The organism is Acidimicrobiia bacterium, assembly GCA_041393965.1.
Lineage (GTDB): Bacteria > Actinomycetota > Acidimicrobiia > Spongiisociales > UBA5794 > UBA5794.
The window spans coordinates 513,534-539,588 of sequence record JAWKJB010000002.1; the positions used below are offsets into that span (position 1 = coordinate 513,534).

The following is a 26,055-nucleotide window of genomic DNA, read 5'->3' on the forward strand; positions in this document are numbered from 1 at the left end:
GAGACACGGTGACGGTTGCGATCACGCTCCCGGACGGCAGCATCAAGGAGTATCCCGAAGGTGTCACCGGCCACGGCATTGCCTCCGATGTGGGGCCGCGCCTTGCAAAAGCGGCGGTGGCGGTCACGGTCGATGGTGCACTGTACGACCTTCACCGTCCCATCGAGGATGACGCATCCGTGTCGATCGTCACGGACACCACCGAAGCGGGCCGCGAAGTCATGCGACACTCGGCAGCGCACATCATGGCCCAGGCCGTCCTCGGTCTGTTCCCGGACGCGACCTTCGCCATCGGTCCGGCGATCGACGACGGCTTCTACTACGACTTCGCGGTCGATGAGCCGTTCACACCCGAGGATCTCGAACGGATCGAGCAGAAGATGGCCGAGATCGTTGCCGCCGACCAGCCCTTCGAGCGAGACCATCTGACGATCGATGAAGCGCTGGCTGCCTTCGCGGATCATCCCTTCAAGCTCGAGATCATCAAAGGGGTCGATGCAGGCGAAGGTGTCGGAGACAGCGGCGTCTCCACCTACCGGAACGATGAGTTCCTCGACCTGTGTCGCGGTCCCCACCTGCCATCGACCGGCAGACTCGTCGCCTTCAAGCTTCTCCGATCCGCCGGGGCGTACTGGCGTGGTGACGAGACGAACCCGCAGCTTCAGCGGATCTACGGAACGGCATGGGAGTCACCCAAAGCACTCGACGAGTACCTGGTCCGGCTCGAGGAGGCAGCTCAGCGGGATCACCGCAGGCTCGGCGCAGAGCTCGATCTCTTCTCCTTCCCCCAAGAACTCGGAAGTGGTCTTGCGTTGTGGCATCCCAAGGGCGGCATCCTGCGCAAGACGATCGAGGATTACTCGCGCAGGACCCACCTTGCCGGTGGATACGACTGTGTGGTGAGTCCACATCTCGCGAAGGCCGACCTGTGGGAAACCTCGGGGCATAGCGGCTTCTACGCCGAGAACATGTATCCGTCGATGGTGCTCGACAACGACGACACGCGTGAAGGCCAGGCGTATGTCGTCAAACCGATGAATTGTCCCTTCCACATCCTCGTCTACCGATCCTCGACGCGGTCATACCGCGACCTTCCGATGCGGCTGTTCGAACTCGGGACCGTGTACCGATACGAACGCTCAGGCGTCGTTCACGGTCTCTTGCGGGCGAGAGGTTTCACCCAGGACGACAGCCACATCTTCACGACCGAGGACGGCCTCGCTGACGAACTCCAACGACTCCTCGACTTCGTGCTGATGGTGTTGCGCGATTTCGGCTTCGAGGAGTTCGAGGCGGACCTGTCGACCCGCCCCGAGAAATATGTCGGGGACATCGAGGCGTGGAAGCGCTCAGAGGCGTACCTCGCCGCGTCACTCGAATCCGCAGGCCTGTCCTATCAGCTCGCTCCCGGTGAAGGAGCCTTCTACGGGCCGAAGATCGACATCCATGTCAAGGACGCCATCGGGCGACGATGGCAACTCTCGACGATCCAAGTGGACTTCGCACAGCCGGAGAATTTCGATCTCGTGTACGCATCGGCTCACAACACGAGGGAACGACCGGTGATGATCCATCGCGCCCTTCTCGGTTCCATCGAGCGATTCGTTGGGGTTCTCGTCGAGCACTACGCCGGTGCATTCCCGGTGTGGTTGGCACCTGTGCAGGCCACCGTTGTCCCGGTCGCGGACCGTCACCGCGACTACGCCGCCTCCGTCGCTGACCGCCTCCGGGGGGTCGGTCTCCGGGTGGAGGTTGACACCGCCGACGACACCGTCGGCGACAAGATCCGGAAGGCCATCACCGCCAAGCACCCCGCGGTGCTGGTTGTCGGGGACAACGATGTTGAAAACGACACCGTCGGGCTTCGTCTTCGCGGCGACGACAAGGAAGAACGCGGCGTTGCGGTGCAAGCGACCGTTGAACGCCTTGAGAAGCTCGCCGCACCGCCACGCTGATTCGACCGTTTCCGGTGGTCACCGCTGCCAACAGAACCGTCACTAGTCTGCGCCGGCGAAGCACCCCCACTTCTTTCGCTTTTCTTGGAGGCATGCCGTGAAGACCCTTGTGAATGGACTCGCGATGTCCGTGCGCCGTGGCCCGTGGATCGTGATCGGCGTCGTCGTCTTGGTGACGATGGTGCTCGGATCCTTTGGCTCACAGTTCCAGCCAGCCGAGGACCAGAACGAGTCGTTCGCCCCTTCGGCTCCCGAACTTGAAGCTTCCGAGACGATCGCTGCCTCGTTCGGAGCCGTCACCAACATGCAGGTCGTCGTGAGCAGCGACACCGGAGATGTGGTCACGCTCGCTGCGCTCGAAGCGGCCCAAGAACTCGAAGCGGCAGTGCGGTCCTCGAGTGCCGGGGAGTACCTCGTCGACACGCCGCAGCTCCCTGCGGTTCTGAGCCATCTCGCCCCGGTGCAGTTCGCGGTCGCGGCGGGAGCCCCGGCACCGACTTCAGATGCAGAGGTCAAAGCCCTCTACACGGCAGGGCTCGAGCAGACGCCGCCTGAGTTTCGACCGTTCCTGACCTCCTTGCTCAGTGACGATGCCGACCTCGCAACGGCGACGAGCGAGCTCGGTCTGACGGTGATCACCTATGAGACGACCGATGATTTCGATGAGCTCGCCGACCGGGCGCAGGACCTTGCCGCAGCGATCGGTTCTGCACCGATGCCAGCATCGATCACCGAGACCCCTTTCAGTGCCGAGCTGATCTTCTCGTCAACGGACGAGTTCCAGACGGAAATCTCGCGCTTGTTGCTCGCTGCGGTGATGATCATTTTGCTCGTTCTCGCAACGATCTTCCTGGTCAAACCGAAAGGTGGTCGGGACCGCGCCATTCACATCGCGGGTGTCACGCTCATGATCGTCGGCGCCGGGATTGCGATCGTGCCGGGACTCGCGACGATCTTTCCGGACCTGTTCCCCGATGCGTGGGCCGATGTGGAGGTGCAGCCAGTCCTTATTGGCGCCTCAGCGTGCTACCTGATCGCCTTCTTGATGTGGACCTTGACGAGTCGACGGCTGCGCCGAACAACGGCCGACACGCTCGTGACCTTCGTGGCGATCATGCTCGCGATCGTCTGGATGAACGGGTACGGCTACCTCCGGTTCAAGGACATGTCCCAGATGGTGCAGCTGCTCCCGATCCTGCTCATCGGGCTTGGTGTCGACTACGCGATCCACATGAACTCCCGGTACCGCCAGGAACTCGCACGCGGCCGTTCCGTCGACAGCTCGATCTCCCGAGCGATTCGAACGGTGGGCGTTGCCCTCGTCCTTGCGACGGTCACCACGGCCGTTGGCTTCCTCACGAATGTGACGAGCTCGATTCCCGCGCTTGCCGAGTTCGGGGAGATGGCAGCCTTCGGGATTCTCGCATCGTTCGCCCTGATGCTGACCCTTGTCCCTGCGATTCGGGAACTCCTCGATCGCAAGGCCGAACGGCAAGGCACTCTCGACACGGGCGGCTTCGACAGCAACGAGTCACGGCTCATTCCGAAAGCCGTCGGTAGCCTTGCCATTCTTCCGCACAAGTTCGCGGTCGGAACCCTTGTCGTTTCCTTGCTTCTCGCCGGGTTGGGTGCCTACGGCATGACGGGACTCACGACGAAGTTCTCTTTTCTCGATTTCGTTCCAACCACTTCCCCGCTTCGGGACACGGCGGAGACCATCGACACCCGGTTCGACTTCCCCGAGACAACCTCGGTACTCGTCGAGGGCGACCTCACCAACGGCGACGGATGGAACGCGATGCTGACCTCCTATACCAACGCTGGCGATGTCGACCATGTGTCGGTGGTCGAGCTCCCATCGGGTGCACGATTCGCAGCCGGGAACTCGCTGATGACAATCATGAACCAATGGCTCAACCCGGCAAGCCCGGCGTTCGACCAGGACCTCTTCAATACCGCGCTGTCGGTCGGTTTCGGCCAGGATCGGCGAGTGCCGGAGGATGCCGATGTTTCCCCCCTCTACGACGCCGCGTACGCGAAGGATCCCGTCACGATGCGTGCAATCCTGACGCCTTCGTACGACGCGACCGTCTACAACTTCGACACCACGGCGGGTGAGTCCGACGCAGGGAGCCTCGCCGTTGATCTCAACGAGGCGTTCCAGCCGATGCGCGACATCGGCGGGTCGGCCGTAGCGACTTCGAACTTCATCATCAGCGGCCTCGTCGTCGACACGCTGAGCGATTCGCAGGTCTCATCGCTGATTCTCACCCTGTCGGCCGCCCTCCTCCTTCTGGTGATCAACTTCTGGTACGAGATTCGCAGGCCGATGGTGGGCGTCATCACGACCATCCCGGTTGCGATCGTGGTTGTGTGGTCGTTCGGGCTGATGGCAGCGCTCGGGATCCCCTTCGGCCCCGTGACCGCCACGATTTCGGCGCTCGCGATCGGCATCGGGATCCCGTACATGATCCATGTGACCCACCGGTACCTCGAGGAGCGTGCCGAGGTCGACGATATCGACGATGCCATCGAAGAAACGCTCGTCCATACCGGTGGTGCCCTCGGTGGATCTGCCGCAACCACCGTGTTCGGATTCGGGATACTCGTCACCTCGTCCACGATTCCGTTCAGGCAGTTCGGGTTCGTCACCGCATACACGATTCTGCTTGCGCTGATCGCGGCAGTGGCGGTGCTGCCGTCCATGCTTGTGGTGTGGTCGCGCTGGCACCTGCGCCGGGGTGATGCACCGGTGTCGATTGTGCCGCTCGGAGGGGATCCGAACGGAGACGCCACCTAGAGCCTCAGGAGGGCAGGAGGGATGACGACCAACGGGAGTCGACCATCGGGGGCCGTTCCGTATCGTGTCCTCGACACGGCGACCCGCCGAAGGGCCTCTGTCGTCTACCTCGGCGCCGCCGGAGTTGCTTCGCTCCTGATCCTCGCTGTCGGCATCAACGCGATGTGGCTGACGGCGGTGCTGCCGATCCTGTTGCTTGCCCTCTCCCAGTTCGTCGGTGGTTGGAGGATCGAGGTCACGGACATGGCAGCGATCGCCGCCGCCGGACGGCACACGACCTTCGAGGTCGGCCACGGATCGGCAACCCTCGGCTATCGCGGCTGGCTGGCCAAGCCCGTGTGGCAGGTGGTCGTCTATGCCGCCGGTGGCACACCGGACCATCAGGCGTTGGTGGTGATTGATGCCCTGACCGGCGAGGTCCTCGGCACCCACGAAGAGGCGGTTGGGGTTCCCTAGAAACGAGTTCTAGGACCGATCGGCGATCGGGGCGAATTCCCGCGCGGTCTCGCCGATGTAGAGCTGGCGCGGACGCATGATTCTCGTGTCGGGGTCGCTGTTCATCTCCATCCAGTTCGCGATCCAGCCCGGCAAACGCCCGATTGCGAACAGCACCGTGAACATCCTTGAGGGGAATCCGAGTGCGCGGAAGATGATCCCGGAGTAGAAGTCCACATTCGGATACAGCTTGCGTGAGGCGAAGTAGTCGTCCTCGAGTGCCGCGGCCTCAAGCTCACGGGCGATCTCGAGGAGCGGATCGCTCGTTTCCATCCGGTCGAGGACATCCTCTGCGTACGATCGCAACACCCGAGCCCGCGGGTCGTAGTTGCTGTAGACGCGGTGGCCGAAGCCCATCAGCCGGAAGTCGTCGTTCTTGTCCTTTGCTCGCTCGAGAGTCGAGGCGATTGTTGCCTTCGGATCGTCATGGATCTCCTGGAGCATTTCGATGACGGACTGGTTCGCACCACCGTGGAGCGGACCCCACAGCGCACCCATACCTGCCGCAACGCTCGTGAACATGTTGGCGCGCGACGAACCGACGGACCGTACGGTCGCCGTTGAGCAGTTCTGGCCGTGGTCCGCATGGAGGATCAGCAGCACATTGAGGGCCTTGACGACGGCAGGATCGATCGGGGTCTCCTCAACCGGGCGAGCGAACATCATGTGGAGGAAATTCTCGACATAACCGAGGGTGTTGTCCGGATAGATATACGGCTCGCCAATCGATTTCTTATAGGCCCACGCGGCAACCGTCGGAAGCTTGGCGATCAGCGTTCTCGCCCCCGAATCCACCTCGCGTTTCCGGGTGGGGCGCCGATAGATGTCGTAAAAGGTCGAGATGGCATTGGTCGCAGACGACAGCACCGCCATGGGGTGTGCACGACGGGGAAACGCGTCGAAGAAGGAGCGCATCTCCTCGTTGAGAAGCGTGTGTGTCGAAATATCGTGCTCCCAGGTGTCGAGTGCGGCTTTGTTTGGGAGCTCGCCATACATCAGCAGGTACGCGACCTCGAGGAAGCTGCAGTTGCGAGCGAGGTCCTCGATCGCATAGCCGCGATGGCGCAGCTCGCCAGCCGCGCCGTTGATGTAGGTGATCGCAGAACGGGCGTTCGCCGTGTTCGCGAATCCGGGATCGAAGGTGACATGACCGATCTCAGCGCGAAGCCGCCTGATGTCGATTCCGGGCTGGCCAGCCGACACCTCGAAGGTGTCGAGTTCGAGACTGGCATCTCCGATCTGAAGCCTGGCCTTTGCGTCGCTCATCTGTCCTGGTTCCTCGTTCGCGGTGCGTGGAGTCCCTATCTGACGGCCGATCCCCGTCGTGGGTGTGACTCTAGCGGCAGGAGGAACCGTGACTGTCTGTGGTACCTTTCCGGCGAAGGAGGTCCCGCTTGCTCGACCTCAAGGGGCGAAAAAAGGTCGCTCCGGTACTCAAACCGATCGCCGCATTCCTCGCGAGGCTGAGGCTCACCCCGACGGTGGTCACGATCCTCGGATTGGTGATCACCGTCGTCGGCGCCACCCTGATTGCGGCAGGCAGGCTCTCCCTCGGCGCGGCAACCGCAGGATTCGGTACGCTGCTCGACGCGTTGGATGGCCCGCTCGCGCGCCTGCAGGGAACGGCGACGAACCGTGGCGCATTCCTCGACACCATCTCCGACCGTTTCGGGGAGATCGCCATCTGGATCGGTATCGCGGTATTCGTCCGCGGTGACCAAAGACTCCTCGTCCTTTGCATCATCGGACTGGTGCTGTCACTCCTCGTCCCGTACATCCGGGCGCATGCACAGGTGCTCGGTTTGGAAGGAAAAGGGGGCTGGATGGGGCGGGCCGAGCGGATGATCTTCATTCTCACCGGTGTCGGACTTGTCGGTTTCGGGCTGGCGCTCGAACCCATTCTCTGGGTGTTCGTCGCCCTGACCGGTTTCACTGTGGCGCAACGCATCTGGAAGACCTGGCAGCAGCTCGGATCGTGAAGGCGCGTCTGGTCTATGCGGGATTCCGATCGGTCGCGGCCGTGTTCGGTGCATTGCCCGAGCCGTGGATGCGCCACATCGGCGAGTGGTTCGGGCGGCGTTGGGCGGCTCGCTCGAAGGCGAAGCGTCCCCTCCTGGAGCGTCACATGCGGCGGGTCATGGGATCGCAGGCCCCGGCCGATGCCATCGATTACGCGGTTGATCGGATGTTCGAATCGTACGGCCGCTACTGGGCTGAGACATTCTGGCTTCGTCCGCGGCGACACGATGCGGTGTGTGCGCGGGTCGAACGGCACGGCTTCTGGCACATCGACGAAGCGGTGGCGCGGGGACAAGGCATCATCTTTGCCCTTCCGCACCTCGGGAGTTGGGAGGTCGCCGGGCTTGTCGCCGACGAGATCGGCGTCCCGGTACTCGCGGTCGCCGAAGACCTTCCGAACAGCCTCATCACTGGATGGTTCGTACGGATCAGGAATGCCCTCGGCATCGACATCGTTCTCACGACCGACCCGCAACGGCGATCGAAGTTGATCCGCCGTCTCGCTGGTGGCGAAGCGATCGCGTTGCTCGCCGATCGAGATGTGACCGGGCGTGGCGTGTCAGTCCGGTTTTTCGGAGAGGAAACGAAAATGCCGTCCGGACCGGTGGGTCTTGCGGTGCTGACGGGGGCGGCGTTGATTCCCGTCGGGGTGTATTTCCGTGAGGGGGCCGGGCACCGCATCGAGATCCATCCACCCCTCGAAATCCCCGCTGCGGAGACCCGCGATGTGGCCATCGCCGAGGGTGCGGCGCTGATGGCGACAACGCTCGAGTCGATCATTCGTCGTGACCCGTCGCAGTGGCATCTCTTCCAACCGAACTGGCCTTCCGACGAAGGAGTCGGGTGATGAGAATCGGAATCGTCTGCCCATACGATCTTGGCGCGGTGGGCGGTGTCCAGGATCAAGCGATCAAGCTGGTCGGATGGCTCCGCGATCTCGGACACGAGCCAATGCTCGTCGGTCCGGGGACGGAGGGCCCCGAGTCTGCGACACTCCTCGGCACCACCAGCGTCTTGGCCGTCAACCGTTCGAGAGCTCCGATCAGGCTCAGCCTTCGGACGCGGCATGCGTTGCGCGAAGCACTCGCAGGAGTGGAGGTCGTCCACATCCACGAACCCCTCGTTCCGAGTGTGTCACTGGCAGCGACTCGGATGCATGCAGCGCCTTCTGTCGGTACCTTCCACGCCGATCCTTCCCGTTTGATGCGCCGCATGTATCGCGGAACGGGCATGTTGTTGCGTCGCATCATGTCGGGGCTCGATGTGGCAACGGCAACGAGCCCGGTATCTCGTTCCGCGGTCGCGGGAATCGTCGAGGCCCGGATCGTACCGAACGGGATCGATGTGTCGTCCTACTCCCAACAGCCGAAGCGGCCTGCATCGGTTGCATTCCTAGGTCGCGACGAACCGCGCAAGGGGCTCGATGTGCTCCTTCGCGCCTGGCCGCGCATCCGGGCGACCTGTCCGGAGGCAACCCTCGATGTGATGGGGGCGGCCCGGCCCGATGAGATCCCGGGAGTTGTGTGGCATGGTCGGGTCGATGAGTCGACGAAGGCGAGCATCCTTGCAAGAGCCGGGATCTACTGCGCCCCGAACCTCGGCGGGGAGTCCTTCGGGATTGTCATCGCCGAAGCCATGGCGTCGGGATGTGCCGTGGTCGCATCGGCCCTCCCGGCGTTCATCCATGTCGCGGGGGATGCGGCGGTGTTCGTTGCACCCAACGACCCGGAAGGCATCGCCGACGGCATCATTCGCCTTCTCGGTGACGAAGGCCTCCGCGCCGGGCTCTCGCGGACCGGCGTTGCGCGTGCAGCGCAGTTCGACGGACATCGGGTGGCCTCCGATTTCGTTGCGGCGTACGAGGAGGCAATCGCCGCGTCGTGACGGTCGCGGGAATGTCCACCTCGCCTAGACTTGTCACGACGCCAAGTGGCCGCCAAGTGAGGGTTCAACCATGTCCGATGCAACGACGCAACACGGTACCGACAAGGTCAAACGCGGCCTTGCCGAAATGCTCAAGGGCGGCGTCATCATGGATGTCGTTTCAGCCGACCAGGCCCGGATCGCCGAGGAGGCAGGTGCCTGTGCCGTGATGTCCCTCGAACGCGTGCCTGCCGATATCCGGGCCGCCGGGGGAGTTGCCCGCATGGCGGATCCGGCCCGCGTCGAGGAGATCATCAACGCCGTGTCGATCCCGGTCATGGCGAAGTCACGCATCGGGCACTTCGTCGAAGCGCGGGTTCTCGAATCCCTTGGGGTGGACTACATCGACGAATCAGAGGTGCTCAGTCCCGTCGACGAGCACCACATCGACAAGCGAGCCTTCACGGTGCCGTTCGTGTGCGGTGCCAAGGATCTCGGCGAAGCGTTGCGCCGTATCGGTGAGGGAGCCGCGATGATTCGCACCAAGGGCGAGCCCGGTACCGGCAATGTGGTCGAAGCCGTGCGCCACATGCGGAAGATGAACGCCCAGATCGCCTGGTTGACGACCCTTGGGCCAGACGAGCTGATGAACGCCGCTCGTGACTTGCGTGCCCCATACGACCTCGTCAAGGAAGTCGCCGCAAGCGGAACGCTGCCGGTCGTGAATTTCGCCGCCGGCGGGATCGCCACACCGTCGGACGCCGCGTTGATGATGCAGCTCGGCTGTGACGGTGTCTTCGTCGGATCCGGCATCTTCAAGTCGGGCGATCCGGCCGAGCGAGCAAGCGCCATTGTGCAGGCAACGACCTTCCACAACGATCCAGCGATGATCGCCAAGGTATCGAAGAACCTCGGCGAGGCGATGGTCGGCATCAACATCGAGACGCTGCCCGACACGGAGCTGATGCAGCATCGCGGGTCATGAGGGTCGGCATCCTTGCGCTTCAGGGGGACTTCCGCGAGCACCGCAGGGCGATCCAATCCCTCGGAATCGACGCTCCCGATGTGCGGACACCCGCTGATCTCGATACGGTCGATGCGCTGATCATTCCAGGCGGGGAGTCGACAACCATCGGGCGGCTCGCGGTCGCCCACGGTCTCATCCAGCCGATCCGTGACCGGGCGCATGAGGGGATGCCGATCCTGGGTACCTGTGCAGGAATGATCTTCCTCGCATCCAACACGGTCGGCCACGATCAGCCGCTCCTCGGGTTGCTCGACGCGACCGTGCAACGCAACGCGTTCGGCCGTCAGGTCGACTCCTTCGAAGCCGACCTGACCATCGATGGCCTCGACGAGCCGATGCACGCGGTCTTCATCAGGGCCCCGTGGATCGACAAGATCGGCGCCGATGTGGAGGTGCTTGCATCCGTACGGAGCGAAGGCGGCGCGAGCCACCCCGTATTGGTACGCCAGGGCCATATCCTCGCGGCTGCCTTCCACCCTGAGTTGACCGACGACCGTCGGCTCCACAGGATGCTTGTCGATCTTGTTGAGGAGTCCTGACCATGGCGGGCCATTCGAAGTGGGCCAACATCAAGCACCGCAAAGGACGGCAGGACGCCAAGCGCGGGAAGTTGTTTGCCAAGCTCATCAAAGCGATCGAGTCGGCTGCACGCAACGGTGGCCCTGACCTCGCGGCGAACACGACCCTTGCAACCGCCGTGCAAAAGGCAAAGGACAACTCGGTCCCGAAGGACAACATCGACCGAGCGATCGCAAGGGGATCAGGGGACCTCGACGGCGTCGACTACACCGAAAGCTTCTACGAAGGGTACGGCCCCGGTGGGGTCGCCGTGTATGTTCAGGTCCTTACCGACAACCGCAACCGAGCCGCGTCTGATGTACGGGCCGCGTTCACGAAGAACGCGGGCAGTTTGGGGGAGCCGGGTTCGGTCGCGTACCTCTTCGAACAGCGCGGCTACCTCTTGGTCGATGGCGATGAGGACACCGTCATGCTCGCCGCTATCGACGGGGGTGCCGATGATGTTGCCCCGTCCGATGGGCAATGGGAGGTGCTGTGTGGACCGAGCGATCTCCAGGCCGTGCGCTCCGCGCTCGAAACCGCAGGCGTCGCCATCGAGTCGAGTGATGTCACCTACCTTCCTGCCACCTCGGTGCCGATCGACGAGCGGCATGCGGCTCAGGTGATCCGTCTGGTCGACGCGCTCGAGGATCTCGACGATGTTCAGGCGGTCTTCGCCAACTTCGACATCCCAGACGATGTGCTCGCGACGATGGAGATGTGAACCTCGCTGGCTCGTGCGGTGCTTGAGTATGTGGAGCCCACAGGGTACGCTCCGAACATATGTTCGTCTTGGGTATCGATCCGGGTCTCACCCGTACCGGCTACGGTGTCGTGGAATCATCCGGGGGGAAGGTGCGTGCCCTCGCGGCCGGGGTCATTGTCACCAACCCGGACATCGAGGACGCGATGCGCCTCCTGGAGCTGCGGGATGATCTCGACAGTGTCCTTGATGAGCATCCCATCGATACGGCGGCCATCGAGCAGGTCTTCGTCAACCGGAACCGTGGGACCGCGATCGCGGTCGCGAGGGCATCGGGCGTCGTGATGGCGACGATCGCAAGTCGGGGCATCGGGGTCACCGAGTACTCTCCTTCGAGCATGAAGATGGCCATCACCGGCTCAGGCAGCGCGACCAAGGATCAGATCGCTGCCGTGTTGGACCTGCGCCTCGGCATCGGGACCCTTCGTGGTCCTGTGGATGCAACCGATGCGCTCGGTGTTGCGCTGTGCCATATCCAGCATGCGGGCCTCCTCGCACGGCTGGCGACACGATGATCGGCCGTCTGCGTGGCGCCATTGTCGATCGTGGGCCCGAATCGGTCATTCTCGATGTCGGCGGCGTTGGCTACACCGTGGCTGTGACACCGAGGACGCTGAGCGAGTTGTCGGCCCTCGGCGAGGCTGCCGTCCTGCACACGCATCTGCATGTTCGCGAGGACCAGCTCGCCTTGTTCGGCTTCATGTCGACCGAAGAGCGGAACCTCTTTCAGGTGCTGCTCGGCATCTCGGGTGTCGGTCCGAAAGTCGCCCTCGCGATCCTTGCGACCCTCACCCCGACCGATCTGAGCAGGGCCGTGCACTCGGGTGACACCTCGGCCCTCACGACGGTTCCGGGTATCGGCAAGCGCAGCGCCGAAAAGCTCATGGTCGAGCTCCGCCCAAGGATGGATATCGACATCGGTTCCGGTGCGGTCTCAGGTTCGATGAGTGAGGCTCGAGCTGCCCTTGAGGGTCTTGGCTATGCACCCGACGAGATCCGCGGAGTCCTCGGCGCGCTGTCGCCGGATCTTCCGGTTGCAGACCTCGTCAAGCGCTCCCTCCAAGAGCTCGGGCGGAGTCAGCCATGAGAGAGGACGGGCTGCTCGCGACGGCACAATCAGACGAGGATCGAGCCGTTGAGATCGGACTCAGGCCACGCCGGCTGTCCGAGTTCGTGGGGCAGGGACCTCTCAAGGAACGCCTGTCGATTCTCGTCGAGGCGGCTTCGGCGCGTGGTGAAGCCGTCGATCACATTCTCTTCTCGGGGCCGCCCGGCTTGGGCAAGACCAGCCTTGCGGCCATCGTCGCGGCGGAGATGGGGGCGGCGCTGCGCTCGACCTCGGGCCCTGCGCTCGACCGGCCGGGGGATCTGGCAGCTGTGCTGACCAACCTCCAGCCGGGAGATGTCCTGTTCATCGACGAGATCCATCGGCTTCCCCGCCAAGTCGAAGAGGTGATGTATCCGGCCATGGAGGATCGACAACTCGATATCGTCGTCGGGAAGGGGCCCGCTGCGAGCTCCATCAAGATCGACCTCCCCGAGTTCACCCTGATCGGCGCCACGACCCGGGTCGGCAGGGTTGCCCCGCCGCTGCGCGACCGGTTCGGCTATGTGGCGAGGCTCGACTACTACGGTTCCGACGACCTCGCTGCAATCGTTGAACGCTCATCGCGGCTGCTCGAATGCGACACCGAGCCTTCCGGCCGCAATGCGATTGCCTCCCGCAGTCGGGGCACACCACGCATCGCGAACAGGCTGTTGCGCCGCGTGCGTGACTACGCGGCGGTGCGTGCCGAGGGTGTTGTCACAGCGGAGGTCGCCGAGGTTGCGCTCGCAACCTTCGAGATCGACGACGCCGGGCTCGACAAGGTCGATCGGTCAATCATCGAAGCCCTCGTCGTGAAGTTCGACGGAGGACCCGTTGGTCTATCCACCCTCGCGATCGCGGTCGGAGAGGATTCCGAGACCGTCGAGGACGCATACGAGCCCTTCCTCATCCTTGAGGGATTGCTCCAGCGCACGCCACGGGGTCGGGTCGCCACCGAACGCGCATACCGGCACCTCGGCTTGGACCCACCGCCGCGCAACGGCTCGAACGACAGTCAGGGAACACTGCTCTAGGCGTACCCTGCCCGGCATGCTGGTCGATGACTTCTCCTACGAGCTTCCGCCAGAGGCGATTGCCCAGACGGCGATCGATCCGCGCGATGCGTCGCGCCTGCTCGACACGACGACCATGACTGATCGCGTATTCCGCGAGCTTCCGAAACTTCTCGATGCGGGGGATCTGCTCGTCGTGAACGAAACGAAGGTGCGTGCCGCACGCCTCGTGGGTGAACGCGACGGGGGAGGGACCACCGAGGTGCTGCTCACCGGCCGGATCGATAACAAACGCTGGGAGGCGCTGGTTCGTCCCGCAAGGAAGCTCTCGCCGGGTTCGGTGGTCGCGGTCGGACCATTGCGGGTCGAACTGCTTTCCACACCGGTCGATGGCGTTGCCACGGTGCTCGTCGAGGGGTGTTCGACCGACATCGAAGACGATATCGCTGCCCATGGGTCGACACCGCTTCCGCCCTACTTCCACGGTGAGGTCGAACTCGGTCGTTACCAGACCGTGTTCGCGTCGAAGATCGGCTCGTCCGCAGCACCGACCGCGGCCCTTCATTTCACTCCGGAACTCGTAAGCGAAATCGAGGCCACCGGTGTTGGGATCGCTGCGGTCGACCTTGAGGTCGGCATCGACACCTTCCGGCCCATGGATCGTGGAAGGAACGGAGCCGCGACCGTCGAAGCCCATCGGATGCACTCGGAACGGGTGGTGGTCCCACCCGCGACCGTCGATGCCGTCGAGCGGACCCGTCGCAGCGGCGGACGAGTGATCGCCGTAGGAACGACCGTCGTTCGGTCACTCGAGAGTGCCGCGACTCCCCACGGTGGCCTTGCTCCCTTCGATGGTTCCACGGACCTGTTCATACGGCCAGGGTTTCGATTCGCGGCGGTCGACGCCGTCATCACGAACTTTCATGCACCTCGCACGACACTGCTCGTCATGATCGCGGCGCTCATGGGCGACCGATGGCGGAGCGTGTACCGCCTTGCCCTCGATCAGGGTTATCGATTCTTGTCCTTCGGCGACGCCATGTACCTCGAGGTGCGTCGGTGAGCGCCGTGTCGTGGGCCGGGACCGCGCTCGATGGTGATGCCCGCTGCGGTGTGATGTCGACCGGACACGGAGATGTGGGGACTCCCGCGTTCATGGCCGTGGGAACTCGCGGCACCGTCAAGACGGTCGACTCGGACGACCTCGATCGGGTGGGCGCGCAGATCGTCCTCGCAAACACCTATCACCTGATGCTGCGCCCCGGCGAAGAGACCGTCAGCCGCCTCGGTGAGCTCCACGGATTCATGGCATGGGATCGGCCGATCCTGACGGATTCGGGCGGCTTCCAGGTGCTGTCGCTCCGCCCCACGGTCACCGACGACGCTCTCGTCTTCCGGTCGAGCTATGACGGATCGCCGGTAGAACTGACGCCGGAACGGGCGGTGGCAGTCCAGGAGACGCTCGGATCCGACATCGCGATGGTGCTCGATGTGCCGGTGGCCCTGCCCGCCGAGCGTGGGATTGTCCAAGCCGCGATGCATCAGACCCTTCGCTGGGCCGAACGGTCACACCACGCCAAGCAGCGTGACGACCAAGCGCTCTTCGGCATCGTCCAGGGAGGGGTCGATGCAGAGCTCCGCGCCGAGTCAGCGCGTGAGACGGCCAAGATCGGGTTCCCCGGTTTCGGAATCGGTGGACTCGCCGTTGGGGAGTCCGCTGCCGAACGCGCGAAGGCGATCGAGGTCTGCGCTGGGGAACTCCCGCCCGACGCTGTGCGCTATGTCATGGGACTCGGTGACACGGAGGGGATTCTCGATGCCGTCGCACGCGGGATCGATCTGTTCGACTGCGTGCTTCCCACCCGATTGGCGCGCCACGGAAAGGCCCTTGCAAGATCCGGCGATTTCTCGATCAAGCGTGCCGAGTGGGCCGACGACACCGGACCGATCGAACAGGACTGTCCGTGCATCGCGTGCCGCCGCTACACCAGGGGCTACCTGAGGCACCTCGTCGCAGCGGGAGAGCCCCTCGGGGCACGCCTTCTGACACTTCACAACCTGACCTACACCTACCGACTGTTCGCCGAAGTTCGATTCCACATCGCCTCACGGACATTCGCCGCCTTTCACCGGGACACCGTTGGTCGCAGACAACGAAAGAATCGGACGGACTAGCATCCGGTACTTGCCGGCCAGATCCCGTCCGTCGACGGAGGCGTTGTTGTGATCGGAACCATCACCGCGATCCAAGTACTTGCGACCGCAGCCGAGGAAGACTCGGCTGGAGGTTCGGCTCTGGCATTCCTGTTTCCCTTCTTGATCCTCGGCGCCCTGTTCTACATCTTCATCCTCATGCCGCAGCGGCGCCGGCAACGCAAGGCACGGGAAATGCAAGACGCGATGCGCATCGGCGACGATGTGCGCACTATTGGCGGCATCATCGGCACCATCGTCGATGAGGATGACGAGACGTTCACGCTCGACCTCGGCGGCTCGACGATGCGGGTCGTCAAACGGGCCGTCGCGGAGCCGATTCGGCCGCCGAGAGCTGACGAGGGCGACGACGCGTGAGCAAACGGCGCGCGATCATCACCCTTGTCGTCGCGGTCGGAATCGCTTGGGGCTCGCTCGCGGCGATGCTGTCGGCGGGTTGGGCTCCGAAGCTGGGCCTCGACCTCCAGGGTGGATTCGCCGTGACCCTCGTGGCGCCCGAGGGGACCGATGCGGACACGCTCAAAACCGCTGCGGAGATCATGCGCCGGAGGGTCGAGAACCTTGGTGGAGTCCAGGAACCGGAGATAGCGGTCGTTGGCACAAGGGCCATCGTCGTGCAGCTTCCCGGGGTCACGGATCGCGACCGGGCCCTGCAGGCGGTTGGCACGACCGGCGAGCTCTCGTTCCGACCTGTTCTCGGCGAGTTTGTCGAGAGTCCTGCCCTCACGCAACCCGACGGGGATCACCCCGACGGTCTCGATCCCGAAACCGGCCTCACGATGGTCGACGATGTGACCCGCCCGGCCTATCTGGCCGATCAGGATGATCTGTTCGTCTATTCGGTTGAAGCTGCGTTCCTGACCGGGGCGGACATCACTGACGCGCAGGTCCAGTTCTCCCAGAGCGGTGTTGCAACGCAGTGGGTGGTCGTTCCGGTGTTCACCGACGAGGGAGGCAAGAAGTTTCAGGAAGCGACCAAGATCCTTGCCGGGTATCCCGCAGGCGACCCCCGACGCCAGCTCGCGATCGTGGTCGATGGGGTTGTCTTCTCGGCTCCGGCCGTCGCAACCGATGTGGATCCGTCCCAGGGGCTCGATCCGAACGCCGTTGTCATCACGGTCGGGGCGTCGTCCAATGCCCAGGAGGAAGCCGAAGATCTCGCCGCGATCCTCCGATACGGTGCCCTGCCGACGAACTTCGAGCGCGAACGCGTCGAATCGGTGTCGGCAACCCTCGGCGAGGATTCCCTCAGGGCCGGCCTGATCGCGGGCCTCGGTGGCCTCATGTTGGTCGCGGGATACATGCTGGTCTACTACCGATCGTTGGGTCTTGCCTCGATCATCGGCCTGACCGTGTTCGGGTCCTTGATGATCGGCATCATCACACTCCTCGGCGAGACCCAGGGCACGACCCTGACGCTTGCCGGGGTCACCGGCGTGATCGTGTCGGTCGGCATCACCTCGGATTCGTACATCGTGTACTTCGAACGGATCAAGGAGGAGTACCGAAAGGGACGGGGCCTCAGGCCATCGATCTCGCATGCGTTCGAATCGGCATTTCGGACGGTCGTGACCGGGGATACCGTGACGCTGCTCGGGGCTGCGTTGCTGTACATGCTCGCCATCGGGCAGGTGAAGGGATTCGCTCTCACGCTCGGAATCGCAACGGTGATCGACATCGTCGTCGCGTACTTCTATACCCGCCCGATGGTCTACCTCTTGGGACGCGGCCCGCTCGGGGATGGCGGGGTGTTCTCCATCCGTGGAGCCATGGGTCGCGACGACATCCCCGCTGCCGTCGACGACCCTGTCGGAGCGGACGCATGAGTGTGATCAGCAGGCTCTATCGGGGAGAAACCCACTTCGATTTCGTGCGCGTCTCCCGCACGACGCTCCGAGTGTCCCTTGTGGCCGTCGCAGCATCGCTCCTGATCATGCTGGTGCGACCGTTCAACCTCTCGATCGACTTCACCGGCGGAGTGATCGTGACGGTACCCGGCCAGAACGGGGCGACCGTCGAGGACATCCGAGCAGACCTCCGCGACATCGGGCATGGCGACGCTCGCGTCCAGATCGCCCAGGACGGCCTCGACGAGACGAGACCGCCGACGGTGACGGTGCAGACGGAAGCGATCGAAGATCCCGACGAGCAGGATCTTCTCGTGGCCACCGTTGCGGAGTCAGCAGGGTCCAATGTCGACGATGCGAACATTTCCGCAGTGGGCCCGACATTCGGTCATGAGGTCACCAGGGCGGCGATCGAGGCCCTCGTCGTGTTTCTCATCGTCGTTGTTCTGTTCATCACCTGGCGCTTCGAATGGAAGATGGCGATCGCCGCCCTCGCGGCCCTGTTCCACGACCTGATCATCACCGGTGGCATCTACGCCCTCGTCGGGTTCGTCGTTACGCCATCCACGATCATCGCGGTCCTCACGATCCTCGGTTACTCGCTGTACGACACCGTCGTCGTGTATGAGAAGGTCAAGGAGAACGAGCACCAGCTCCACACGAAGACGACCTTTTCGGCGATCACGAACCTGTCGATGAACCAGGTTCTGATGCGATCGATCAACACCTCCCTCACCTCGCTGCTGCCGGTCGGGTCGTTGCTCGTGGTCAGCGTTCTCGCCATCGGCGCCGAAACGCTCAAGGAGTTCGCTCTTGCCCTCTTCATCGGGATCGCGATCGGTACCTACTCCTCGATCTTTGTCGCTGCTCCCATCCTTGCACGCTGGAAGGAACAGGAACCAGCGTGGGAGCGTCAGCGCAGGAGGGCATCGCGGGAAGGTGAGGATCCGGAGGTGACGCAGGCCGACATTGCGGAGAAGGCCCTGACCCCCGATGTCCCGAAGGCAGCGGCGCGACCCCCGAAGCAGAGGCGAAAACGCCGGTAGCATTGCGTGATGGCAGATGCCGAAGACGCCAATCCGAGCCCTGGCGCGGACGAAGAGCTCGATTCTCAGGCCGATCCGGCGCGGCACGGCCGCAGCGTCGACCAGATGATGGAAGATCTGCTCTCGCTGTACCTCGAGAGTCATCCCGGCGCCGACACGACCCTCATCGAGGAAGCGTATCGGGTTGCCGCCGCACACCACGAGGGGCAGCGGCGGGCAACGGGTGATCCGTACATCGTGCATCCGATCGCGGTTGCTGAGATCCTCGCCGGGTACGGATTGGATGAAGCCACCCTTGCCGCGGCACTCATGCACGACACGGTGGAGGACACTGACCTCACCCTCGACGGTGTGGTCGACCAATTCGGCGACGAGGTCGCCCTTCTCATCGACGGAGTCACCAAGCTCGATCGGATCAAGTTTTCGTCGCGGGAGGTCGCGCAGGCGGCGACCATTCGCAAGATGGCGGTGGCGATGGCCAGAGACATCCGTGTTCTCGTGATCAAGCTGGCGGACCGCACCCACAACATTCGCACCCTCGCCCCTCTTCCCCCCGACAAACAACGCAGAGTGGCCGCTGAGACGCTGGACATCTACGCCCCGCTCGCGCATCGACTCGGGATGCAGGAGATCAAGCACGAGATGGAGGAGACCTGTTTCGGCGTGTTGTATCCGGGACCGAAGGCGGAACTCGAAGAGGCGGTTCGCCGCCGCTCTCCACAGCGGGAGAGCTACATCGATACGGTCATCAAGCTCGTCGGTGAGGAGCTTGACGAAGCAGGCATCGAGGCCACGATTACCGGGCGACCGAAGCACCTCTATTCGATCTATCGCAAGATGGTTTCGTCGGGACTCGAATTCCGCGACATCCACGACCTCATCGGTATCCGGATCATCGTCGATACGGTGCGCGACTGCTATGCGGCGCTCGGGCTGGTGCACACCCTGTGGCCGCCGATCCAGGGCCGTTTCAAGGACTACATCGCGATGCCGAAGTTCAACTTCTACCAGTCCATCCACACCACGGTTGTCGGGCCTGATGGCAAGGCCCTCGAGGTCCAGATCCGCACCACGGAGATGCACGACAGGGCCGAGGCGGGCATTGCAGCGCATTGGCGCTACAAGGACGATGACATCACCAGCAACGGTGACCTTCCGGTCGTGGCTGAGATCCGCGAACTTCAGGAGGACGCTGAGGATCCCCAGGAGTTCCTTGAGAACCTCAAGCTCGACCTCTATCAGGACGAGGTGTTCGCCCTCACCCCGAAAGGGGATGTCAAGACGCTTCCGAAGGGCGCAACGCCGATCGACTTTGCATACCGGATCCACACGGATGTGGGCCATCGATGCGCGGGGGCGAGAGTCAACGGGCGTCTCGTTCCGCTGTCGACCAAGCTCGAATCGGGCGACATCGTCGAGATCATCACTTCGAAAGCCAAGGACGCTCACCCGTCCCGTGACTGGCTCGAGTTCACGAAGTCGTCGAAGGCTGCGTCAAAAATCCGCGGCTGGTTCTCCAAGGAACGCCGCGCCAATGCGCTCGTCGAGGGCAAGGAATCGGTCATTGCAGCGTTCCGCAAGCACGGGCTTCCGATCCGGGGGATCGACGATGACCTCGCGAAGGTTGCGTCCGACCTCGGATTCGATGAGCCGGACAAGATGTTCATGTCCGTCGGTGAGGGTCGCACGAGCCCACAAACCGTTGCGCAGCGCCTCACCCGGCGTCTCCGTCCCGACGACGCCGCCGAGGCGGTACAGGCCGAACGGCTCCCCACACCGCACAAGCGCAAGCAACGAGTCGCGGGTGATGTCGTCGTTGAGGGCTTCGAGGACATGCTTGTCCGCATGGCGAAGTGCTGTGGTCCGGTACCCGGGGACGACATTGTCGGCTTCGTGACCGTTGGGCGCGGCGTGAGCGTTCATCGCGCGGATTGCGCCAACATCGGCTCGCTCTCGGCGCGCGGGGCCGAACGAATGGTCGATGTGGCGTGGACCGCTGAACAGGATGGAACCTTTTTTGTGTGGATCCAGGTCGAGGCTCTCGACCGACCACGCTTGCTACGCGATGTCACCGCAGTGCTCTCGGATCTCGGTGCGAACATTCACGCGTCGTCTTCGGTGACAGGGCGGGACAGGATCGCCTTGCTTCGCTACGAGATCGAGTTGTCCGACCGCGATGCGCTCGAAGGTGTGCTTTCGGCGCTTCGCAGCGTCGGGGCGGTCTACGACGCGTATCGACTCGTCGTGTGACGGTCATAGCGTCGAGCACCGCCGTGCCCGGGTGCCCCTAGGCTCAACGCATGCTCATCGATTCGGCGCCCCTGTGGTACTTCCAGACGAACGCCTATGTCGTTGCGCCGGATCGCGGTGGCCCTGCTGTGGTCATCGATGCCCCGCCAGATCCCCGCGGGATCGGAGATCTCCTTGCGGCCCACGACCTCACACCGGTTGCGGTGCTCGTGACGCACGGGCATGTGGACCATGCAGGGGGCATCGATGGAGTCGCGGCACCGAGCGTGGCCGCCTACCTCCATCCTGACGACATCGACATGGCACGGCACCCCCGCGAGCAACTGCGCGCCTTGATGGGCCCGGCTGCCGACGGACTGGTCGACGACACCGTGAGGTCCCCCATCGAAGCGCTCGCCCACGGGCAGCAGCTGTCGTTGGCCGGGCTCGAGATCGGTGTCCTCCACACCCCTGGCCACACGCCGGGCCATTGTTGCTTCCACATCCAAGACTACGGGATCCTCTTCAGCGGGGACCACCTGTTCGAGGGCTCCATCGGCCGCACCGACCTTCCGGGGGGCTCATTCGACCAGCTGATGATCTCGATGCGCGACATCGTGCTTCCCCTCGACGACGAGACGGCAGTCCTTCCCGGGCACGGGCCGACCACTACGATTGCCGCCGAACGCCGCACCAATCCGTTCCTGAGGAACCTGCCATGAGCGATCTGCATCGACCCAAAGGAACCTCAGATGTGCTCCCACCCGAATCGGTGAGCTGGCGCCTCGCACGCCACACCTTCGATGACATCGCCACTCGATTCGGCTACGACCCGGTCATCACGCCGATCTTCGAGCACACCGAGGTCTTCGCGCGCGGTGTCGGTGAGGACACCGAAGTGGTCGAGAAGCAGATGTACACCTTCATCGACCGCGGTGGCCGAAGCCTGACCCTGCGTCCTGAAGCCACCGCATCGGTCGTGAGGGCAGCCATCCAGGCCGGGAGCCGGGGGCGCTTCAAAGGCGTCTATTGGGGACCGATGTTCCGATACGAGCGACCCCAAAAGGGCCGTATGCGCCAGTTCTACCAAGCGGGAGTCGAGTATCTCGGGTCCGGCTCTCCCGAAGCTGATGTCGAGGTGATCGAGTTCGGATACCGATTCCTCGAAGCAATGCGGGTTCCCGATGTCGAAGTCCGGCTCAATTCCATCGGGGACCCATCGGATCGGAGACACTACGGGACCCTCCTGACCGAATTCCTGCAACAACGCAAGGACGGTCTATCGACCGACGCGAGGAAGCGAATCGGATCGAACCCGATGCGTGTCCTCGACTCGAAAGCGGATCGTGAGATCGTTGCCGATGCGCCGGTACCCCTCGACCACATCGGAGCCGAGGCCGCCGAACATTTCGATGCCGTCAAAGATGGACTTGCCGATATGAAGATCCCCTATGTGATCGACACCAGACTGGTGCGGGGGCTCGACTACTACAACCGGACCGTGTGGGAGTATGTCCCGGCCGGCTATGGGGCAGCCCAGAGTGCTGTGGGAGGAGGCGGCCGCTACGACGGGCTCTTCGAGATCCTCGGAGGTGCGCCGACGCCCGCGGTCGGTCTCGCCATGGGCATCGAGAGGATTCTGCTTGCTTCGGATCAACCACACGACCCCAACGATTTGGATGTCTTCGTCGTGGTTGCCGATGGCGCCTTGAGGAGGGCTGCACGGACCCTGACTTCGACACTCCGTCGAGCGGGGATACGAGCCGACATGACTGACTCGGAACGATCCGTCAAAGCGCAGTTCAAGGAGGCCGACCGGAGGCGATCGGCCGCTGCGGCCGTCGTCGGCGTTGAGTGGCATGACGGAGAGATCACAATGCGGGACCTCACCACCGGTGATCAGGAGAGAATCGGCGTGGGCGAGATCAACCGATGGCTCGAGGAACGATGATGGCGGGGCCCTTCCGAACCAGCACTGCCGGATCGCTCGATGCAGCAGCCGTCGGCACGGAGGTCGTTATCGCTGGATGGATTCAGCGACGCCGCGACCATGGCGGCGTGGTGTTTGTCGACCTGAGAGATGCCACCGGAATCATCCAGGTCGTGCTCAATCCCGAGGATGCTCCCGCTGATGCAGATGTTCTGCATGGACTGAGGATGGAGTTCTGTATCAAGGTGGTCGGCACCGTTCGACTCCGTCCAGAGGGAACCGTCAACCCCCACCTTCCCACCGGTGCGATCGAGGTTGCCGCGCGAGAGGTCACCGTGCTGAGTGCGGCCGATCCTCTGCCATTTCCTCTCGATGAGCGAACCGACATCGATGAGGCGTTGCGGCTGCGGTACCGCTACCTGGACCTGCGCCGGGACCGGATGGCAGCCAACCTCAAGGCGAGATCCGCGGCGATACGCGCCATGCGAACGGAGATGGACGATCGAGGCTTTCTCGAGGTGGAAACCCCGACGCTCATCGCGTCGACGCCGGAAGGTGCGCGCGACATGCTGGTTCCATCCCGACTCCGCAAAGGGCAGTTCTATGCCCTCCCTCAGTCACCACAGCTCTTCAAGCAGCTTCTGATGATCGGCGGTGTGGATCGCTACTACCAGATCGCCAAGTGCTACCGGGACGAGGACTTCCGTGCCGATCGGCAGGTCGAGTTCGCGCAGCTCGACTTCGAGGGAGCATTCTGGGGCCAAGAGGAGGTCCTCGAAACGATCGAGGCCGTCGCCAAGAGAGTTGTGGCCGAGCTGCGTGGATCTGTGTCGGATTCCCCATTCACCCGAATGACCTGGTCCGAGGCCACACAGCGGTACGGCACCGACAAACCAGACCTTCGGTTCGCTATGGAGATCCGCGATCTGTCGCACATTTTCTCGGCTACCGCGTTCAGGGCGTTCGGTGAGGCAATCGAAGCCGGTGGGTCGATACGCGGCATCAATGCGGGACCTCTCGGGCTTGCGCGGTCAGGGCTGGACGATCTCGTCGCAACCGCGCGGGCTGCCGGAGCGAAGGGGCTCGTGTGGATGGTGGCGGAGGACGACGGCTCGATGCGTTCACCGATCAGCAAGTTCCTGTCCGAACCCGAGCTCGCCCAGATCCGAGATGCGTTCGGGGCAACACCGGGGGACACCTTGCTGATCGTGGCCGATCAGACGCGCACCGTTCTTGAGGTGCTCGGCCTGCTCCGCCTCCATGTCGGCAAGCCCGACGGACACGATGATCTCGCCTTTGTCCTCGTCGTCGACTTCCCGGTGTTCGACATCGCAGAAGACGGCTCGCTCACTCCTGCCCACCACCCCTTCACCGCACCCGCCGATGTCGAAGATCTCGTCGAGTCACCCGAGTCGGCGGTCTCGAAGGCATACGACCTCGTGCTCAACGGCACAGAACTGGGCTCTGGAAGTGTTCGTATCCACGATGCTGCGGTGCAGCAGAAGGTCTTCGAGGTGATGGGAATCAGCGAGACGGACGCCGATCGTCGGTTCGGGTGGTTTCTCGAGGCGCTCCGATACGGGACACCACCGCATGCGGGGTTCGCGATCGGGATCGATCGGTTCGTTTCGATCCTCCAGAACGAACCGAACATCAGGGAGATCATCCCGTTTCCCAAGACACAGACAGGATTTGATCCGCTCACCGGGTCGCCGAGCAGAGTCGACAACGAGCAGCTCCACGAGCTCGGTATTCGTGTCGACCCTGCAATCGTGGCGCTTTGGGATGATGAGTCTGACGCATCCTCATCCGCCCCTGATGGCTGAGGGGGACCTCTTCGGCGTCGCACGCGACGAGCACCGGCGTGTCCACGCACCCCTCCCGGAGCGCATGCGGCCCCGCACAGTCGACGAGGTGATCGGCCAGCGTCACTTGCTCGCGCACGGGGCCGCATTCCGATCGATGGTGGAAAGCGGTCGGCTCGGTTCGCTGATCCTGTGGGGCCCACCGGGGTCCGGGAAGACGACGCTGGCGCGGGTCGTCGCGACGCATGTTGGTGGGTTCTTCGAGCAGATCTCCGCAACCAGTGCCGGGGTCAAAGATGTTCGGGAGATCCTCGCGAGAGCCGATCAGCGCCTCGGTGAGGGACGCGGGCCGACGGTGCTCTTCCTCGACGAGATTCACCGATTCACGAAGGCACAGCAGGACGCCCTCCTCCACGGCGTGGAGGACGGGACCGTCACCCTCATTGGTGCGACCACCGAGAACCCGTTTTTCGAGGTGAATTCCCCACTCATCTCGAGAGCAACCGTGTTTCGCACCGAGGCGCTCACTCCCTCCGAAATCGCAGATCTGATCGACGCAGCATTCGCGGATGAAATGCGTGGTGTCAGCGGGATCTCGATCACCGACGAAGCGACGAACGAGATCGCGCAGCGAGTCGGGGGCGACGCCCGGCTTGCGCTCAACACCGTTGAACTCGCGGCGACCATTGCCTCAGGGCGATCATCTGGCGCGATCATCGATGTTGCCGTCGTCGAAGAAGCTCTTCAGAGACGGATCATCCGCTACGACCGGGCCGGAGACCGGCACTACGATGTCATCTCGGCGTTCATCAAATCGGTGAGAGGCTCAGATCCCGATGCTGCGCTCTACTGGCTCGAAACGATGGTTGCCGCCGGAGAGGATCCGAAATTCATCGCACGACGCATGGTCATCCTCGCCTCGGAGGATGTTGGCCTTGCCGACACCAGTGCGCTCGGTATTGCGATTGCTGCCTTCCGGGCCGTTGAGGTCATCGGCTTGCCAGAAGCCAACTTCGCCTTGTCTCACGCGGCACTCTATCTCGCCCTTGCCCCGAAATCTGACTCGGTCAAGACGGCCATGATGGCGGCGGCGGATCTCGTTGCGTCGGATGCCTCCGGAGAGGTTCCCTTCCATCTGAGATCGGCGACGACGGCAGGGGAGCGATCCTTCGGGTACGGATCGGGATATCGCTACCCCCATGATGACGCCCGCGCCGTGATCGCCCAGGCCTATCTCCCTGACACGGTTGCAGATGCGACCCTGTACCACCCGAAACGGCTCGGGGACGAAGCGGAGATCGCTGACCGGCTCGTTCACATCGACCGTATCCTCGGCAAGCAAGACCGCAGATCGCCGCCGGGTTCCCCATCGTCGTAGGCGCCGTAGGAGGCGGGATCGTGGTA

23 protein-coding genes are annotated in these 26,055 nt (G+C 63.5%); 22 read left to right on the forward strand and 1 reads right to left on the reverse strand.

Translation table 11 applies throughout. From position 1 onward, the window contains the following. Positions 1 to 8 precede the first annotated feature (8 nt). From thrS to R2823_07330, 3 genes are all read left to right on the forward strand, one after another. Positions 9 to 1,955: a threonine--tRNA ligase gene (gene thrS / locus R2823_07320; protein ID MEZ5175998.1), complete on the forward strand. Its 1,947-nt coding sequence runs from the start codon at positions 9 to 11 to the stop codon at positions 1,953 to 1,955. Between the two features lie 97 nt (positions 1,956 to 2,052). Further along, positions 2,053 to 4,755: an MMPL family transporter gene (locus R2823_07325; GenBank protein MEZ5175999.1), complete on the forward strand. Its 2,703-nt coding sequence runs from the start codon at positions 2,053 to 2,055 to the stop codon at positions 4,753 to 4,755. 21 nt (positions 4,756 to 4,776) lie between these two features. After that, positions 4,777 to 5,211: a hypothetical protein gene (locus tag R2823_07330; GenBank protein ID MEZ5176000.1), complete on the forward strand. Its 435-nt coding sequence runs from the start codon at positions 4,777 to 4,779 to the stop codon at positions 5,209 to 5,211. A gap of 9 nt (positions 5,212 to 5,220) precedes the next feature. On the opposite strand, the gene R2823_07335 is transcribed toward R2823_07330, so the two are convergent. After that, complete coding sequence (locus tag R2823_07335) at positions 5,221 to 6,516, reverse strand: citrate synthase (GenBank protein ID MEZ5176001.1); 1,296 nt, start codon at positions 6,514 to 6,516, stop codon at positions 5,221 to 5,223. Between the two features lie 128 nt (positions 6,517 to 6,644). On the opposite strand from R2823_07335, the gene R2823_07340 reads away from it, so the two are divergent. The 19 genes from R2823_07340 (at position 6,645) to R2823_07430 (ending at position 26,029) form a co-directional block, all read left to right on the forward strand. After that, the gene (locus R2823_07340; GenBank protein MEZ5176002.1) at positions 6,645 to 7,229 is read left to right on the forward strand and encodes a CDP-alcohol phosphatidyltransferase family protein; all 585 of its coding nucleotides are present in this window, start codon (positions 6,645 to 6,647) and stop codon (positions 7,227 to 7,229) included. Next, positions 7,226 to 8,116 (forward strand): phosphatidylinositol mannoside acyltransferase, encoded by an 891-nt coding sequence (locus R2823_07345; GenBank protein ID MEZ5176003.1) that lies wholly within the window; start codon positions 7,226 to 7,228, stop codon positions 8,114 to 8,116. The genes R2823_07340 and R2823_07345 overlap by 4 nt, the downstream gene beginning before the upstream one ends. Next, complete coding sequence (locus R2823_07350) at positions 8,116 to 9,153, forward strand: glycosyltransferase family 4 protein (GenBank protein ID MEZ5176004.1); 1,038 nt, start codon at positions 8,116 to 8,118, stop codon at positions 9,151 to 9,153. Before R2823_07345 ends, R2823_07350 begins: the two co-directional genes overlap by 1 nt. Positions 9,154 to 9,223: 70 nt before the next feature. Continuing rightward, positions 9,224 to 10,117 carry a pyridoxal 5'-phosphate synthase lyase subunit PdxS gene (gene pdxS / locus R2823_07355; protein MEZ5176005.1) on the forward strand — a complete coding sequence of 298 codons (894 nt, stop codon included), beginning with the start codon at positions 9,224 to 9,226 and terminating at the stop codon, positions 10,115 to 10,117. Further along, positions 10,114 to 10,698 carry a pyridoxal 5'-phosphate synthase glutaminase subunit PdxT gene (gene pdxT / locus R2823_07360; protein MEZ5176006.1) on the forward strand — a complete coding sequence of 195 codons (585 nt, stop codon included), beginning with the start codon at positions 10,114 to 10,116 and terminating at the stop codon, positions 10,696 to 10,698. The genes pdxS and pdxT overlap by 4 nt, the downstream gene beginning before the upstream one ends. Before the next feature lie 2 nt (positions 10,699 to 10,700). After that, positions 10,701 to 11,441, forward strand: coding sequence for a YebC/PmpR family DNA-binding transcriptional regulator (locus tag R2823_07365; protein MEZ5176007.1), 741 nt, complete (start codon positions 10,701 to 10,703; stop codon positions 11,439 to 11,441). A gap of 59 nt (positions 11,442 to 11,500) precedes the next feature. Continuing rightward, complete coding sequence (gene ruvC, locus R2823_07370; protein ID MEZ5176008.1) at positions 11,501 to 11,995, forward strand: crossover junction endodeoxyribonuclease RuvC; 495 nt, start codon at positions 11,501 to 11,503, stop codon at positions 11,993 to 11,995. Continuing rightward, the gene (ruvA, locus tag R2823_07375) at positions 11,992 to 12,567 is read left to right on the forward strand and encodes a Holliday junction branch migration protein RuvA (GenBank protein ID MEZ5176009.1); all 576 of its coding nucleotides are present in this window, start codon (positions 11,992 to 11,994) and stop codon (positions 12,565 to 12,567) included. Before ruvC ends, ruvA begins: the two co-directional genes overlap by 4 nt. Then, positions 12,564 to 13,601, forward strand: coding sequence for a Holliday junction branch migration DNA helicase RuvB (ruvB, locus tag R2823_07380; protein MEZ5176010.1), 1,038 nt, complete (start codon positions 12,564 to 12,566; stop codon positions 13,599 to 13,601). The genes ruvA and ruvB overlap by 4 nt, the downstream gene beginning before the upstream one ends. A 16-nt stretch (positions 13,602 to 13,617) precedes the next feature. Continuing rightward, complete coding sequence (gene queA, locus R2823_07385; GenBank protein MEZ5176011.1) at positions 13,618 to 14,643, forward strand: tRNA preQ1(34) S-adenosylmethionine ribosyltransferase-isomerase QueA; 1,026 nt, start codon at positions 13,618 to 13,620, stop codon at positions 14,641 to 14,643. Next, the gene (gene tgt, locus R2823_07390) at positions 14,640 to 15,755 is read left to right on the forward strand and encodes a tRNA guanosine(34) transglycosylase Tgt (GenBank protein ID MEZ5176012.1); all 1,116 of its coding nucleotides are present in this window, start codon (positions 14,640 to 14,642) and stop codon (positions 15,753 to 15,755) included. Before queA ends, tgt begins: the two co-directional genes overlap by 4 nt. A gap of 48 nt (positions 15,756 to 15,803) precedes the next feature. After that, positions 15,804 to 16,151, forward strand: a complete 348-nt coding sequence (gene yajC / locus R2823_07395) for a preprotein translocase subunit YajC (protein MEZ5176013.1) — start codon at positions 15,804 to 15,806, stop codon at positions 16,149 to 16,151. Continuing rightward, entirely contained in the window at positions 16,148 to 17,620 is a 1,473-nt protein-coding gene (secD, locus tag R2823_07400; GenBank protein MEZ5176014.1) for a protein translocase subunit SecD, read from the forward strand. Before yajC ends, secD begins: the two co-directional genes overlap by 4 nt. Then, a complete protein-coding gene (gene secF, locus R2823_07405; protein ID MEZ5176015.1) occupies positions 17,617 to 18,687 on the forward strand; it encodes a protein translocase subunit SecF in 1,071 nt (356 codons plus the stop codon). Before secD ends, secF begins: the two co-directional genes overlap by 4 nt. 9 nt (positions 18,688 to 18,696) lie before the next feature. Further along, on the forward strand, positions 18,697 to 20,937 hold the full coding sequence (locus R2823_07410; protein ID MEZ5176016.1) for a bifunctional (p)ppGpp synthetase/guanosine-3',5'-bis(diphosphate) 3'-pyrophosphohydrolase: 2,241 nt from the start codon (positions 18,697 to 18,699) through the stop codon (positions 20,935 to 20,937). Between the two features lie 50 nt (positions 20,938 to 20,987). Continuing rightward, positions 20,988 to 21,638: an MBL fold metallo-hydrolase gene (locus tag R2823_07415; protein MEZ5176017.1), complete on the forward strand. Its 651-nt coding sequence runs from the start codon at positions 20,988 to 20,990 to the stop codon at positions 21,636 to 21,638. Continuing rightward, positions 21,635 to 22,867 (forward strand): histidine--tRNA ligase, encoded by a 1,233-nt coding sequence (hisS, locus tag R2823_07420; protein ID MEZ5176018.1) that lies wholly within the window; start codon positions 21,635 to 21,637, stop codon positions 22,865 to 22,867. Before R2823_07415 ends, hisS begins: the two co-directional genes overlap by 4 nt. Further along, complete coding sequence (aspS, locus tag R2823_07425) at positions 22,849 to 24,672, forward strand: aspartate--tRNA ligase (GenBank protein MEZ5176019.1); 1,824 nt, start codon at positions 22,849 to 22,851, stop codon at positions 24,670 to 24,672. Before hisS ends, aspS begins: the two co-directional genes overlap by 19 nt. Continuing rightward, complete coding sequence (locus R2823_07430; GenBank protein MEZ5176020.1) at positions 24,665 to 26,029, forward strand: replication-associated recombination protein A; 1,365 nt, start codon at positions 24,665 to 24,667, stop codon at positions 26,027 to 26,029. The genes aspS and R2823_07430 overlap by 8 nt, the downstream gene beginning before the upstream one ends. Positions 26,030 to 26,055 lie beyond the last annotated feature (26 nt).

Bases quoted from the DNA above. Each gene is read 5' to 3' on its own strand.
- R2823_07330 (MEZ5176000.1), top strand. From the start codon at position 4,777: ATGACGACCAACGGGAGTCGACCATCGGGGGCCGTTCCGTATCGTGTC.
- R2823_07335 (MEZ5176001.1), bottom strand. From the start codon at position 6,516: ATGAGCGACGCAAAGGCCAGGCTTCAGATCGGAGATGCCAGTCTCGAA.
- R2823_07350 (MEZ5176004.1), top strand. From the start codon at position 8,116: ATGAGAATCGGAATCGTCTGCCCATACGATCTTGGCGCGGTGGGCGGT.
- pdxS (MEZ5176005.1), top strand. From the start codon at position 9,224: ATGTCCGATGCAACGACGCAACACGGTACCGACAAGGTCAAACGCGGC.
- pdxT (MEZ5176006.1), top strand. From the start codon at position 10,114: ATGAGGGTCGGCATCCTTGCGCTTCAGGGGGACTTCCGCGAGCACCGC.
- R2823_07365 (MEZ5176007.1), top strand. From the start codon at position 10,701: ATGGCGGGCCATTCGAAGTGGGCCAACATCAAGCACCGCAAAGGACGG.
- ruvC (MEZ5176008.1), top strand. From the start codon at position 11,501: ATGTTCGTCTTGGGTATCGATCCGGGTCTCACCCGTACCGGCTACGGT.
- ruvA (MEZ5176009.1), top strand. From the start codon at position 11,992: ATGATCGGCCGTCTGCGTGGCGCCATTGTCGATCGTGGGCCCGAATCG.
- ruvB (MEZ5176010.1), top strand. From the start codon at position 12,564: ATGAGAGAGGACGGGCTGCTCGCGACGGCACAATCAGACGAGGATCGA.
- queA (MEZ5176011.1), top strand. From the start codon at position 13,618: ATGCTGGTCGATGACTTCTCCTACGAGCTTCCGCCAGAGGCGATTGCC.
- secF (MEZ5176015.1), top strand. From the start codon at position 17,617: ATGAGTGTGATCAGCAGGCTCTATCGGGGAGAAACCCACTTCGATTTC.
- R2823_07410 (MEZ5176016.1), top strand. From the start codon at position 18,697: ATGGCAGATGCCGAAGACGCCAATCCGAGCCCTGGCGCGGACGAAGAG.
- R2823_07415 (MEZ5176017.1), top strand. From the start codon at position 20,988: ATGCTCATCGATTCGGCGCCCCTGTGGTACTTCCAGACGAACGCCTAT.
- hisS (MEZ5176018.1), top strand. From the start codon at position 21,635: ATGAGCGATCTGCATCGACCCAAAGGAACCTCAGATGTGCTCCCACCC.
- aspS (MEZ5176019.1), top strand. From the start codon at position 22,849: ATGGCTCGAGGAACGATGATGGCGGGGCCCTTCCGAACCAGCACTGCC.
- R2823_07430 (MEZ5176020.1), top strand. From the start codon at position 24,665: ATGGCTGAGGGGGACCTCTTCGGCGTCGCACGCGACGAGCACCGGCGT.